Genomic DNA, 13470 nt, shown 5'->3' with positions numbered 1-13470 from the left:
GGCGGCTCAGCGGGCGCTGCCGCGCGGGCTGTGCCGGTGGGCGAGCGCTTCGTACGAGGCGGCGAGCGCGGGGGCGGCGGTCTCGTACGTCCGCTGGGCGACGCCCACGAACAGGCAGTCCACGACGAGCAGCTGGCTCGTGCGGGAGGACATCGCGGCGGGCCTGAGCTCGCTCTCGCGGGCGGTGGAGGTGGTCAGTATGTGGTCCGCGTACTGCGAGACGGGGCTGCCGGGGCGTCCGGTGATCGCGATGGTCGTCGCCCCGCGCTCGAAGGCGACGCGCAGCGGCTCGATGACGTCACCCGTGGACCCGGAGTGCGTGATCGCGATGGCCACGTCCTTGGAGTGCAGGGTGACGGCGTTCGTGACGGCCAGGTGCGGGTCGGAGTGCGCGTGGGCGATGTGGCCGATGCGAAGGAGCTTCTGGGCGAGGTCCTGGGCGACGAGGCCGGAGGCCGCGACGCCGTAGATCTCGGTGCGGGGGGCGACGGCGAGCGCGGCGACGGCGGCGCCGAGCTGGACGGTGTCGAGTCCGCCCGCGGTGTCGGCGAGGGTCTGCTGCTCGTCGTACGCCAGCTTCGCCACGACGTCCGCGATGGGGTCGTCGACGGCGATGTCGGCGGTGACGGCGGGCGCGCGGCCCGACTGCTGCTGGGCGGCGAGTCCGGCGAGGGCGAGCCGCAGGTCGCGGTAGCCGGGGTAGCCGAGGAGGCGGGCGGTGCGGACCACCGTGGCCTCGCTGGTCCCGGTGAGCTCGGCGAGGCCGGTGACCGTGAGGGCCGCGCAGCCCGCGGGGTCGCCGGCGACGGCTTCGGCGACCAGCTGCATGGAGCGGGTCATGGACGGGGCGAGGGTCCGCACCTTGGCCGCGAGGGCGGCCGGGGCGGGGGGCGCCGCGCCCGCGAAAATTTCCTTCACGTCATTGGTCACGCTTGAAAGATATTTTCGGACCCCGGATGGGTCAAGACCCCTTTAGTCCCGAAGTCCGTGCGGGGGTGCTGGTGGATCTTCGGCGGGTTGCGCGTGGGGTGGACAATGGCTGCATGGACGCGATCGACCCTCTGGAGCAGGCGCTGCACGCCGCTCGTGCACTTGTCCTCGCCGACCTCGTGACCCGGGAGGTCGCCCAGGCCGAGGTCGTCTCGCTGGTCGAGGAGTCGGTGGCGCACCGCCGCTGGTGGGTCGAGCAGTGGCCGGAGGGCGTCGACTACGTCGCGGGCCTCGTCGCCCAGGACGTCCAGGACGCGCTCCTGGAGCGCTACGGCCGCTGGCCGCTGTGCCCCGTCTGCGGCACGGGTGACCCGCACGCCCTGGACGTGGAGCCCGAGTTGGGCCCCGACCCGCACTGGGTGTGCGGCAAGGCGGGCGTCGTCGTCGCCCCCGTGGGCGGCCTGACGCCGTGACGGTCTACATCGACCCGCCGACCTGGCCCGGCCACGGCCGCACGTGGTCGCACCTGGTCAGCGACGTCTCGTACGAGGAACTGCACGCGTTCGCGGCGGGCATCGGCGCCCCCGCGCGCGCCTTCGAGCGCGACCACTACGACCTGCCCTCGCACCGCTACGAGGACGCGGTGCGTGCGGGCGCGGTCGAGATCGGCTCGAAGGAGCTGGTGCGCAGGCTTACGGATGCGGGGTTGAGGCGGCCGAAGGGGAGGCCGGCTTAAGGCGGCGGCGCGATGAAAGGCCCGCCGCGCTACGCAGCCCGAGCCTAGGGTGAGCCGCATGATCACGGTTCACCTGAAGTACGAGATCGACCCCGACCGCATCGCCGACTTCGAGGAGTACGGCCGCCGGTGGGTCGTCCTGGTCAACCGCCTCGGCGGCGACCACCACGGCTACTTCCTGCCCAGCGAGGGCGACAGCGACATCGCGTACGCCCTCTTCTCCTTCCCGAGCCTCGCCGACTACGAGCGTTACCGCACGGAGAGCGTGAGTGACCCCGAGTGCCAGGAGGCCCTTGAGCTCGCGCGCCGGACGCAGTGCATCCGGCGCTACGAGCGGCGGTTCCTACGGCCCCTGGAGTGAGGGCGCGGAGGCGGGGTGGGGAGCCTCGGCTTCGGGTTCGGCCGGGGAGGTGGTGATCACGCGGCTGGGCGCCCTGCGGTGCAGTCGCAGGGAGACCGTCACCGCGATGATCGCCACCGCCGTCATCGCCGCGCCCGCCCACGCCGTTGACGCGTAGCCCAGGTCCAGGTCGATGACCGTGCCGCCGAGCCAGGGGCCGCCGGTGTTGCCCAGGTTGAACGCCGCCGTCGTGGTCGCGCCCGCGAGGGTGGGGGCGGCGCCCGCGACGTTGAACATGCGGGCGTTGAGGGCCGGGGCCGTGTAGAAGGCGGAGACGCCGAGGAGGAAGGAGAGGGCCACCGCGACGGCCGTCGTGCCGGAGAAGACGGCGAGGGCGACGAGGAAGACCGTCGAGGCCGCGGCGCCGCTCAGCATGACCCCGAAGAGGTGCGCGTCGGCGACACGGCCGCCGATCGCCGTACCGATGAGGGCGCCGAGTCCGAAGAGGCCGAGCACGGTCGGCACCCATCCCTCGTCGAGGCCCGCGACGTCCGTCAGGAGCGGCGAGAGGTACGAGAACGCGCAGAAGACGCCGCCCGCCGCGAGGGCGGTGATCGTGATGGAGAGCCAGACCTGCCGGTCGCGGTAGATGGCCAACTCCCGCTTCAGGCGCGGCTTCTCGGCCGGGAGCGGGATGCGGGGGATGAGGGTCAGTACGCCCACGAGGGCGATCGCGGAGGCGACGCCCACCGCCCAGAAGGCCGAACGCCAGCCGAAGTTGTCGCCGAGGAAGGCGCCCGCGGGGACGCCGAGGACGTTCGCGATGGAGAGGCCGCCGATCATCACGGCCATGGCGCGGGCCCGCTGGTTGACCGGCACCATCGCGATGGCGACGGCCGCGCCGACCGCCCAGAATCCGGCGCAGGCGAAGGCGCTGACGACGCGGGACGCGAAGAGGATTTCGTACGTGGGCGCGAGGGCACCGGCGACCTGGCCGAGCCCGAAGACGGTGATGAGGGTGATGAGGGTCGTACGGCGGGGAAGGCGCAGGGTCGCCACGGCCAGCAGGGGAGCGCCGACGACCATGCCGATGGCGAAGGCGGATATGAGGAGGCCGGCGCGGGGGATGGAGACGTCCATGTCGTCCGCGATGGGGGGCAGAAGCCCCGAGAGCATGAACTCACTCGTCCCGAGCGCGAAGACGGCGAGGCCGAGGATGTAGACGGCCACGGGCATACGGGACCGGCTGGCGCCTGGCTCGGCGGACTTCGGGTCAGGTGTCGGCATAACAGTGGTGAACGTCGGGATGGGTGATGACATTCCCGTGGGTGATGGGTGGGTGGGCGGGAAGCATTGCCGCGAAGCGGCGGCTGTTCAGGGTGCCCGTGCCGCGGGGCAGCCCGTTCCCGTGCCGCGGGCAGGCGCCTCGCGCGGCTACGCGTGCTGCGGGGCAGTCCCTCCTTGCGCCGCAGGCGACACGCGGCGCAAGTACGCCCGGAGATCCTCGCGGTCCGAGGCTCGGGTGTAGCCCGCTCTGGTGACCACCGCCTGGGAAGGTTCGTTCTCGGGGTCGATCACCGCGAGGAGGGCCGAGACCCCCGGGCGGGCCAGGGCCCAGTCGGAGAGCGCGCGGAGGGCCTCCGTGGCGTACCCCCGGCCCCGCGCGCCGACCGCCAGGTCATAGCCGACCTCCGCCACGCCCTCCTCGTCCGGCGGGCCGTGGAAGCCCATGCCGCCGACCGCGACCTCGTCCTCCACCCGCACCAGCGCGAACATCCCCCACTCGGGCCGGTGCACTCCGGACGCGTACGCCTTCGTGACCCCCTCCGCCGCCCGCCGCGTCCCGTCGAAGGGCCCGTCCTCGATCCACGTCAGACCCCCCGTGCCACCCGCGGCGAGATCCGCCGCCGCCGCGGGGGACACCTCCCGCAGCGCGATCCGCCCCGCGGGAATCGAGAGGGCGTTGTGCCAGCGCCACTTGTCGAGGCGGGGCCGCCCCGCCGGCGCACCGCGCCCCGTGGCCCAGAGCAGCGTCGCCCACTGCTCGTCAGGCGTGCGCGCGGGCATGACCTGCGGGAAGAGCCAGGCGAGCACCGCTTCGCACAGCCCCGCCGGCGGCTGCGTGTCCAGGCCGAGCGCCTGCCCGATGTCATACGTGTGCAGGAGCACCTCCGCCGTGCCCATCGCCGCGAAGCCGGTCGCGTCCGCGCTCCCGTACGGGTACGGGTGGTATCCCCGCACCCCCGCGGGCGTCGTCCGCACCACCGCGGAGAGCAGCCCGCCCGTCGACTCGATGACGCTGATCGCGTCCGCGGGACCCGACCCCTCGTCGAAGGCGATCTCGAAGGGGACCCACGCCTCGGTCGCCCGGCCGGTCAACTGCCCCGCGTACGCGACGAGATCGCCCGCGATGTGCTCGGCCGTCTCCAGGCAGCTCCATTCGAGACCGCGCGCCTTGACGCTCCAGTCGAGTTCCACCCCCGCACGCAGCACCCCCGCCGCGTGCGCCACGGCTTCCTCGATCTGGTCCCCGCCCATGGAAAGCATGCGGCGAGCGTACGGGAGCCTCAGGAGTCCAGCAGCTCCATTTCCGTCGCCAGGTTCTCGCGCGCCGGACCCTCCCACTCGGCCGCTCCGTAAGGCGTACGGAACAGCCTCGGCAGCGCCAGGAGCTGCCGGAGCACCGCGGCCCGGCCCGTGCGGAAATCCTCGTCCGGCACGAAGGCGTACTCCTCGCGGACGGCGGCGGCGTACGCGGCGTAGGCGTCCGGGGCCGCGGCCAGGATCGCCAGGTCGGCGTCGCACAGCACCTCGCCGTCGTGGTCGCCCTCGGCCGGGTCGTGCGTGACGGTGAGCCGCACGAGGCGGGCCACCTCGGCGGTCCGCGCCTCGGTCAACCCGGCCTCGGTCAGGGCGCGTTCGGCGAGGCGGGCGCTGCGCTCCTCGTTCTCGGAGCGGTCCGGCGCGTACACCGCGTCGTGGAACCACGCCGCGAGCCGTACGAGATCGGGCTCCTCGGCGTGCTCCTCCAGTACGTCGATGTGATCGAGGACCGCCGCGAGGTGCGCGGTGGTGTGATACCGCCGCTGCGGCTCGGCCCAGCGCGCCAGCAGGTTATCCGCGTAGGGGCCGGGGTCGGGGGTTCCCTCGCTCGCGCGCAGCAGCGTCGCGTGCCAGCGGGCGCGGAGGTCCAGGTCCTTGTCGTCGTGGGGCATGGGGCGACTCTAGCGGTCAGGCGTACGGATACCCGGGGCGGGTATCCGTACGTATATCACCCCTGTGCGTTGCCGTATGCCGCCGCACGCGCTTGGCTTGCCCGCATGACTTCCATGACGCACCGCGACGAGACCTACGACCCCGAGCTGCCCGGACGGCTGCTGCGTACCGAACGCGACCTGCTCATACCGCTGTTGAGGGAAGCCGATGACTCCGCGTACGCGGTCAGGACCTGTTGTCCCGGCTGGACCGTGCGGCACGTCCTCGCGCACTGCGGTGCTGCTCTGATGCGCGTCATCGAGCGCCGTTTCGAGGAGGGCGTCTACAGCGCCGAGAGCAATGACCGCGACATCGCCGAGCGTGCCGACTGGTCCAACTCCCGTGTCGTGGACGAGTTGGAGCGCGGCATGACGGAGGCGGGTGCGGTCATGGTCGAGTTCAAGGGGCGCCTCGACGGCGTGGCGCTGGGGGAGTGGGTGCACGCGGGGGACGTACGGGAGGCGTGGGGCCTGCCCGGGGCGTACGGCGGTGCGGGTCTGCCCGATGCGTTGACCCTGCTCGGGGAGTACAGCAGGGCGACGTCGGCGCTTGCGCTGCACGCTGATGTGGACGGCAGGGATGAGCCGCTCGCCCTGGGCGTCCCCGACGGCAAGCGGCCCCCGGCCCGTTACATCGGCGACGCACCGACCCTGATCCGCCTCTACACGGGCCGCCCTCTCGCGGGAACGCGCTATGAACTGGCGGGAGCGAAGGAATCGGAGCTGCCGATCTTCGACTGATCCCGGCCGCGTGCGTCTGCGGGCCTGCCGTGGCTTGTCGCGCAGTTCCCCGCGCCCCTGGGGGGTGGGTCCGGTCGTGTGTCTCTGCGGGTCCGCCGTGGCTTGTCGCGCAGTTCCTCGCGCCCCTGGAGGGGGCTGGTCGTGTCGTTTCTCGGGGGGTCGGCGCCCCGAAGGGGCGCGGGGAACTGCGCGAGCGAGCACAGCGGACCCGCAGGTGCGGACGGCGTCCGTGGCGGTTTCAGGGGCGCGGGGAACTGCGCGATCGGCCACAGCACCCCGCAGGTCAGTGCGCGTGGCCCGAGTCGCCCGACTCGGGGGTCTCGACGCCCCCGGCGTCGTGGCTCCCACCCGCGTACACCGTGAACGCCGCCGTCCGCACCTCCCCCTCATGCTTGAAGTCCAGGAACAGCCGATAAGCGCCCCCGCTCGGAGCCGTCGCCGCGAAGGACACGCCGGGCCCCGGCTTCGTACGGCCGTCGCCGGGCGAGCCGGTGGGGTGGACGTGCAGGTAGGCGAGATCGCCGGACCGCAGGGCGACCAGGTGGCCGTACGAACCGAGGTAGGGCTGAAGATCGGTGACGGGCCTGCCGTTCTTCTCCACGTTCAGGGTCACGTCCGCCGCCTTCCCGGGCTTCAACTCCCCCTTGAGGCTGACCTCGTAGCCGTCGACGCTCGCCCTCATGGCGGGCTTCGGCAGCGTCCGCGGCTCGTACGTCCCCGCCACCGCGAGGTCCGCGCCCAGCGTCAGCCCCTCCTTCGCGCCCGCGGGCTTGAAGTCGGCGAAGACGCGGTAACCGCCCGCCTCCGGGAGCTCGACCGGCGTCGACCAGGTGCCGTCCGCCGCGCGGGTCGGGTGCAGGTGGCGGTAGGTCGTCAGGTCCTGTGAGGCGACGATGAGGTGCAGCTCCTTGCCGTGCTCCTTCTCGTACGCCGTGACGTTCTTGCCCCGGCCGTTTTTGCCCGCACCGTCCTCGCCCGTGCCGTCCTTGCCCGTGCCGTCCCTGACGACCGTGAACCGCAGCTCCTCGCGCTTGTCGGCGTCGATGCGGGGGGTCTCCAGGGCGAGGGTGTAGCCGCGCTCGGAGATCTGCAGGCCGCCGGGCACGGCCTCCGCGTGGCCCCCGCCGGCGGCCGCTTCTCCTGGCTTCTCCTCCTTCCCGCCCTCGCCCGCATGCCCGCCGTGCTCGCTCGCGGGCTTCTTCTCCGCGGTCACGGGGTCGATGCCCTGGCCCACTCCGTACGCGGTGCCGAAGGTCGCGGCGACGGCCGCCGCGAAGGCGGTGATCTTCAGTCCGGTGTTCATGACGGCTCCTGTGGGTGGGGCGAGGGGAGGCTGGCTCTCTTATGGCTCCGACCATACCCCCTAGGGGTATCAAGTCAAGCCCGGGTGACCCTTGCATGCGATACCCCCCAGGGGTATAAAGGGAGCCAGCTGAGGAGTACCCACCCCGGGTACCCCCGGCCCTGCCCCTGCCCCCGCCCCCGTCCCAAGGAGCCCGCAGCCATGTCCACCACACCCGGCACCGGCACCGGCACCACCGAGGTGGCCGAAGTAGAACTGGCCATCGGTGGCATGACCTGCGCCTCGTGCGCCGCCCGGATCGAGAAGAAGCTCAACCGCATGGACGGCGTCGAGGCGACCGTCAACTACGCCACCGAGAAGGCCAAGGTCAGCTACCGCGGCCAGGACGTCGCCGTGCAGGACCTGATCGCCACCGTCGAGGCCACCGGCTACACCGCGCAGGAGCCCGCCCCGCCCCGTACGGAGGAGTCGGCCCCGGACGCCGAAGAGCGGGCGGCCGACGACGAACTGCGGCCGCTGCGCGAGCGGTTGATCACCGCAGTCCTGCTCTCCCTGCCCGTCGTGGCAATGGCGATGATCCCCGCCCTGCAGTTCGAGTACTGGCAGTGGCTGTCCCTGACGCTCGCGGCGCCGGTCGTGACGTACGCGGCCTGGCCCTTCCACAAGGCCGCGTACACGAACGCGCGGCACGGCGCGGCGACGATGGACACGCTGATCTCGGTCGGCACGTCGGCCGCGTTCATCTGGTCGCTGTGGGCGCTCTTCTTCGGTACGGCCGGCACGCCCGGCATGACGCACCCCTTCGAGCTGACCATCGCCCGCACGGACGGCGCCGGGAACATCTACCTGGAGGCGGCGGCGGGCGTCACCGCCTTCATCCTGGCCGGGCGCTACTTCGAGGCCCGTTCCAAGCGCAAGGCGGGCGCCGCCCTGAAGGCGCTGCTCCAGCTCGGCGCCAAGGACGTCACCGTCCTGCGTGACGGCGGGAAGCGCGAAGAGACCATTCCCGTGGGGGACTTGAAGGTCGGTGACCGGTTCCTCGTGCGGCCCGGCGAGAAGATCGCCACCGACGGCAAGGTCGTCGAGGGCGCGTCCGCCGTCGACGCCTCCATGCTGACCGGCGAGTCCGTGCCGGTCGAGGTCACCACGGGCGACTCCGTCACCGGCGCCACCCTCAACGTCGGCGGACGCCTGGTCGTCGAGGCCACCCGCGTCGGCGCCGACACCCAACTCGCCCGCATGGCCAAGCTGGTGGAGGACGCGCAGAACGGCAAGGCGGCGGCCCAGCGCCTCGCCGACAAGATCTCCGCGGTCTTCGTGCCGGTCGTCATCGCGCTCGCCGTCGCCACCCTCGGCTTCTGGCTCGGCAACGGCTCCGGCCTGACGGCGGCCTTCACCGCGGCCGTCGCCGTACTGATCATCGCCTGCCCGTGCGCCCTGGGGCTCGCGACGCCGACCGCCCTCATGGTCGGCACCGGACGCGGCGCCCAGCTCGGCATCCTCATCAAGGGTCCGGAGGTCCTGGAGACCACCCGCAAGGTCGACACGATCGTCCTGGACAAGACCGGCACCGTCACCACCGGCAAGATGACCCTGCTCGCCACGCACGTCGCGGACGGCACGACCGAGGCCGAAGTCCTGCGTCTGGCAGGCGCGTTGGAGCACTCCTCCGAGCACCCCATAGCCCAAGCGGTCGCCGCGGGCTCCGCGGAGAAGGTCGGTCCGCTGCCCACCCCCGAGGACTTCGCGAACGTGGCGGGTCTCGGCGTCCAGGGCATCGTCGAGGGCCACGCGGTCCTGGTCGGCCGCGAGGTGCTGCTGAAGGAGTGGGCGATCGAGCTGCCCGTGGAGCTCGAGCGGGCGAAGGCGGCGGCCGAGGCGGCCGGGCGTACGGCCATCGCGGTGGCCTGGGACGGCGAGGCGCGCGCGGTCCTCGAGGTCGCGGACGCGGTCAAGGAGACGAGCCCGGAGGCGATCCGCCGCTTCCGCGCCCTCGGCCTGACCCCGATCCTCCTGACCGGCGACAACAAGGCGGTCGCGGCATCGGTGGCCGCCGAGGTGGGCATCGCCCCCGAGGACGTGATCGCCGAGGTCATGCCGCAGGACAAGGTGGACGTGGTCAAGCGGCTGCAGGCGGAGGGCCGGAGCGTGGCGATGGTCGGCGACGGCGTGAACGACGCGGCGGCGCTCGCCCAGGCCGACCTGGGTCTTGCGATGGGCACGGGCACGGACGCCGCGATCGAGGCGGGCGACCTCACGCTCGTACGGGGAGACCTGCGGGCGGCGGCGGACGCGATCCGCCTCTCCCGCCGCACGCTCGGCACGATCAGGTCGAACCTGTTCTGGGCCTTCGCCTACAACGTGGGCGCACTGCCGCTGGCCGCCGCGGGCCTCCTGAACCCGATGATCGCGGGCGCCGCGATGGCGTTCTCCTCGGTCTTCGTGGTCGGCAACAGCCTGCGCCTGAGGGGGTTCAAGCCGCTGAGCTGAACACCCGGGGGCCGCTCGGCGGAACCTGCGGCAAGGCCGACGTGTACATGTCTCTACGATCACCCCGGTGCGCTTGGGGCGCGCCGGGGTGATCTGCGCGTAGGCTGGGTAATTGGACTAGACCTATGTGTGGCGGCTTCACGGCCTCCGCGTCGCCCGCCCCCGCGGCCCCGGACCCGAAGGAAGACATCCATGAGCAAGCGTGCAGTCCTGGAGGTGATCGCCCTCGACGCCGAGGACGCCGTCGCCGCCCAGGCCGGAGGCGCGGACCGCCTCGAGCTGGTCACCGACATGGCCGCGGACGGCCTGACCCCGTCCCGCGCGACCTTTGCCGAGATCCGCGCCGCCGTGGACATCTCCCTGCGCGTGATGCTGCGCCTCGCGGACGGCTTCGACGCGGGCGACGTCGACGCACTCGTACGCCGTGCGCGCGAGCTCAGGAGCGCGGGCGCCGACGAGTTCGTCCTGGGCTTCCTCGACGAGACGGGCGGCCCCGACCTGGCCGCGGTGGAGGCCGTGGTGGGCGCGCTCGACGGCTGCCGCTGGACGTTCCACCGGGCCATCGACCGCGCCCCCGACCGCGACTCCCTGCGCAAGCAGCTCGCGGACCTGCCCGGCCTCGACACCTACCTCACCGCGGGCGCGGCCACGGGCGTCGACGAAGGCATGACCACGCTGCTCGACGAGGCGGCGCGGTCCGGCGAACCGGGCTACGAGCAGCAGATCCTGATCGGCGGCGGCCTGCGCCTCGACCACCTGCCGCGGCTCAGGGCCGCGGGCGTCGACGCCTTCCACATCGGCGGCGCCTCACGCCCCGACGGCTGGTCGGCGCCGGTCTCGGCGGACGCGGTGCGTACGTGGCGCGAGGCGCTGGACGCCTGACCGCGTGTGGGGCTGACGCGCGGGACGCGATACAACTGGACGGACAGGGAGGGGACTTCATGCCGACACCAGCCAGCAAGACGCGTCCCGCGGAGCGGATGCTCGCGGCCGGGGCGCTGCCCGTCGCCGCGACGCTGCTCACCGGGACGGTGGCGCTCTACATCGCCCTCGTGGCGTTCGGGAACATCACCGACTTCGGTACCAACCAGCAGTTCGTACGCCATGTCCTGGCGATGGACACCACCTTCAAGGACGACGACCTGATGTGGCGCGCGGTGGAGTCCACCACGCTGCAGGACATCGCGTACGTCGGGATCATCGTCTGGGAGACCCTGGCGGCGCTGGTCCTCATCGCCGCGACGGTCCTGTACGCCGGGGCGCTGCGCCGCCCCCAGGGACTGCGCCGGGCCCGGCGGGCGGGCACGGTCGGCCTCCTGATGGTGCTCCTGCTCTTCGGGGCTGGCTTCATCGGGATCGGCGGCGAGTGGTTCGCCATGTGGCAGTCGGAGGACTGGAACGGCCTGGACGCGGCCACCCGGATCGTGACGCTCGCGGGCATCGTCCTCGTCGTCACGCACCTGCCGTCCGCCGGCACCGCGGCGGACGGCTCCGGGACCCGCGCGTAGGGCCCTCCGGCGTCCCTCCGGCAGAGGGCCCTATCCGGCGAGCTGCTCGGGAAGCGCGGCCGAGTGCACGACGGTGAGCCCCGAGACGGCACGGGTCAGGGCGACGTACAGGCGCCGCAGACCCGTCCGCTCGTCGGGCTCGCCGTCGACGACGGCCGCGGGCTCGTCCAGGACCACGTAGTCGTACTCGAGCCCCTTGGCGAGGGAGGCGGGCACGAGCGTGAGCCGGGTGTCGGGGGTGGTCTCCTCGCCGGGCGAGAGGTACGTCATCCCCGCGGCGCCGAGTGCTTCGGCGAGCGCGGGGATGCGGGCGTCGGCGGCGATGAGCCCGATGGAACCTTCCTGCCGCAGCGACTCGGCACAGGCTTCGAGGGAGGCGGCGTCGAGGCCGGGGGAGGCGGCGTCCGTGTCCGTCACGTGCCGCACCACCAGTGAACCGGGCGACTCACGCACGGACCTCACCTCGGCGAGGCCCGGCGCGATGGAGGGAAGCAGCCGGGAGGCGAACGCGATGACCTCCCTCGGCACACGGAAACCGGCGGTGAGCTCCTCCACCACGGCGTCCCCCTTCCCCAGATGCTCCAGGGCCTGCTCCCAACTCCGGGTCGCCCACGGGGTGGTGCCCTGCGCGAGGTCGCCGAGGACGGTGGCGGAGCCGGTGGTGCAGCGGCGCCCGACGGCGCGGTACTGCATGGGGGAGAGGTCCTGCGCCTCGTCGAGCACGACGTGCCCGAGGGAATGGGTCCGGGCGACGAGATCGCCCGCCTCGTCGATCAACACGGCGTCCGCGGCGGACCACTTGGCGGCCTTCACGCTCCGCGGGGGCTTCGCCCAGAGGATGAGCTTCTGCTCCTCGTGATCGAGGATGCCCTCCGCGTGCGTGGCGAGGAACTCGGCGTCGGAGAGCAGCCGCAGCACGAGCTTCGCGGGGTCGACGGGCGGCCACACGGCCTTGACGGCGGCCTTCACGGCGGCGTTGCGGGCGACGGCGTCCTGCACCCGGTCGTCGGGGGCCTCGCCGGCCTGCTCCATCCGTACGAGCACGGCGTGCGCGATGCGCTGGGGCAGGGCGTCGCGGGCGGCCCCGTACCGGATGTCGCGCGCGAGCAACTCGCCGACGATCTCCTCCAGTTCGTACGCCGGGATACGCCAGCGCCGGGAGCCGCGCACGACGACGACGGGCTCCTCGGGCATGGACACGTGGGAGCGCAGGGCCTTTCGCAGTACGGCGGCCATGCGGGCATCGCCCTTGACGACGGCGGCGGCGGCTTCGTCCGTCCCGCGTACCTCCACATGGGCGACGAGGTCGTCGACCGTGGCCTGCTTGACCTCCAACTCGCCGAGCGCGGGCAGCACTTGCTCGATGTAGTGCAGGAAGGACTTGTTGGGCCCGATGACGAGGGTCCCGGTCCGGGCGAGACGCTCGCGGTGGGCGTAGAGCAGATAGGCCACCCGGTGCAGACCGACGGCGGTCTTGCCGGTCCCGGGCCCGCCCTGCACGCAGACGGAACCACCGAGCCCGCTCCTGACGATCTCGTCCTGCTCGGGCTGGATCGTGGCGACGATGTCTCGCATCGGGCCGACGCGGGGCCGCTCGATCTCCTGCTGGAGGAGCTTGCTGGTCCGCTCGGCCTCGTCGGCGTCGCTGAGGTGCTCGTCCTCGTACGCGGTGAGGTCGCCGCCCGTGTATCCGAACCGCCGGCGCAGCGCGATGTCCATCGGCGCCTTCTTCGAGGCGCGGTAGAAGGGCTGCGAGACCGGGGCGCGCCAGTCGATGACCATGGGGTCACCGTCGGAGTCGTGGACGTGGCGCCGCCCGATGTAGAACTGCTCGCCCTCGGCGCCTTCCGCCTGTTCGGCGCCGGGGGCGTGGAGGTAGTCGAGCCGCCCGAAGAAGAGCGGGGTGTGGGAGAGGTCGGCGAGGGACTTGATCCGCTCGTCGATCTGGCTCTGCAGGACGGCGGCGTTGACCCAGTTCGCGGTGACGTCGCGGATGTCGAGCGCTTCGGCGTCCTCGCGCATGGCGCGGAGGGCCGAGCGGGAGGCGGCGAGGTGGTTCCGCTCTCGGGAGAGCGGGTCGGGCTGGGCGTGCACGGTTGCCTCCGGCCGGGGTGCGGGCTGTTGGGGCTGCCCGGTTGCCGACCGGCCAGCGACCGCGTTCCACGCGG

Annotated in this window: 13 protein-coding genes; 7 read left to right on the top strand and 6 right to left on the bottom strand. The window is 72.6% G+C overall.

Going from position 1 to position 13470, the window contains the following annotated elements:
• Nucleotides 1–6 precede the first annotated feature (6 nt).
• On the bottom strand, nt 7–930 hold the full coding sequence (locus AB0M70_RS21085) for a MurR/RpiR family transcriptional regulator (protein WP_365821485.1): 924 nt from the start codon (nt 928–930) through the stop codon (nt 7–9).
• A 113-nt stretch (nt 931–1043) separates the two neighbouring features.
• Between AB0M70_RS21085 and AB0M70_RS21080 the strand changes: the two genes are divergently transcribed.
• From AB0M70_RS21080 to AB0M70_RS21070, 3 genes are read left to right on the top strand one after another with little or no spacing between them, the layout of a single operon-like run.
• Nucleotides 1044–1403, top strand: coding sequence for a hypothetical protein (locus tag AB0M70_RS21080; RefSeq protein ID WP_365821484.1), 360 nt, complete (start codon nt 1044–1046; stop codon nt 1401–1403).
• Complete coding sequence (locus AB0M70_RS21075) at nt 1400–1666, top strand: DUF4031 domain-containing protein (protein ID WP_365821483.1); 267 nt, start codon at nt 1400–1402, stop codon at nt 1664–1666. The genes AB0M70_RS21080 and AB0M70_RS21075 overlap by 4 nt, the downstream gene beginning before the upstream one ends.
• Before the next feature lie 58 nt (nt 1667–1724).
• Entirely contained in the window at nt 1725–2027 is a 303-nt protein-coding gene (locus tag AB0M70_RS21070; protein WP_365821482.1) for an NIPSNAP family protein, read from the top strand.
• Here the strand turns inward: AB0M70_RS21070 and AB0M70_RS21065 are convergent.
• From AB0M70_RS21065 to AB0M70_RS21055, 3 genes are all read right to left on the bottom strand, one after another.
• Nucleotides 2010–3242 carry a Cmx/CmrA family chloramphenicol efflux MFS transporter gene (locus AB0M70_RS21065; protein ID WP_365821561.1) on the bottom strand — a complete coding sequence of 411 codons (1233 nt, stop codon included), beginning with the start codon at nt 3240–3242 and terminating at the stop codon, nt 2010–2012. The genes AB0M70_RS21070 and AB0M70_RS21065 overlap by 18 nt on opposite strands.
• A gap of 198 nt (nt 3243–3440) precedes the next feature.
• Nucleotides 3441–4553, bottom strand: a complete 1113-nt coding sequence (locus AB0M70_RS21060; RefSeq protein ID WP_365821481.1) for a GNAT family N-acetyltransferase — start codon at nt 4551–4553, stop codon at nt 3441–3443.
• Nucleotides 4554–4573: 20 nt separating this feature from the next.
• Nucleotides 4574–5221 carry a hypothetical protein gene (locus AB0M70_RS21055; RefSeq protein WP_365821480.1) on the bottom strand — a complete coding sequence of 216 codons (648 nt, stop codon included), beginning with the start codon at nt 5219–5221 and terminating at the stop codon, nt 4574–4576.
• A gap of 105 nt (nt 5222–5326) precedes the next feature.
• Here AB0M70_RS21055 and AB0M70_RS21050 point away from each other — a divergent pair, with 105 nt between their 5' ends.
• Entirely contained in the window at nt 5327–6001 is a 675-nt protein-coding gene (locus AB0M70_RS21050; protein WP_365821479.1) for a maleylpyruvate isomerase family mycothiol-dependent enzyme, read from the top strand.
• 283 nt (nt 6002–6284) lie between these two features.
• Here the strand turns inward: AB0M70_RS21050 and AB0M70_RS21045 are convergent, their stop codons facing one another.
• A complete protein-coding gene (locus AB0M70_RS21045) occupies nt 6285–7304 on the bottom strand; it encodes a hypothetical protein (RefSeq protein WP_365821478.1) in 1020 nt (339 codons plus the stop codon).
• 201 nt (nt 7305–7505) lie between these two features.
• On the opposite strand from AB0M70_RS21045, the gene AB0M70_RS21040 reads away from it, so the two are divergent.
• The 3 genes from AB0M70_RS21040 (at nt 7506) to AB0M70_RS21030 (ending at nt 11302) form a co-directional block, all read left to right on the top strand.
• Entirely contained in the window at nt 7506–9794 is a 2289-nt protein-coding gene (locus AB0M70_RS21040) for a heavy metal translocating P-type ATPase (RefSeq protein WP_365821477.1), read from the top strand.
• A 192-nt stretch (nt 9795–9986) separates the two neighbouring features.
• A complete protein-coding gene (locus tag AB0M70_RS21035; RefSeq protein WP_365821476.1) occupies nt 9987–10676 on the top strand; it encodes a copper homeostasis protein CutC in 690 nt (229 codons plus the stop codon).
• 59 nt (nt 10677–10735) lie between these two features.
• Complete coding sequence (locus tag AB0M70_RS21030; RefSeq protein ID WP_365821475.1) at nt 10736–11302, top strand: DUF2165 domain-containing protein; 567 nt, start codon at nt 10736–10738, stop codon at nt 11300–11302.
• Between the two features lie 30 nt (nt 11303–11332).
• On the opposite strand, the gene AB0M70_RS21025 is transcribed toward AB0M70_RS21030, so the two are convergent.
• The gene (locus AB0M70_RS21025) at nt 11333–13396 is read right to left on the bottom strand and encodes an ATP-binding domain-containing protein (protein WP_365821474.1); all 2064 of its coding nucleotides are present in this window, start codon (nt 13394–13396) and stop codon (nt 11333–11335) included.
• Nucleotides 13397–13470: the final 74 nt, after the last annotated feature.

The organism is Streptomyces sp. NPDC051214, from assembly GCF_040682375.1.
Classification (GTDB): Bacteria; Actinomycetota; Actinomycetes; order Streptomycetales; family Streptomycetaceae; genus Streptomyces.
The sequence above is the reverse complement of the archived record's forward strand: the minus strand, read 5'-3'. Positions and strand labels throughout refer to the sequence as shown.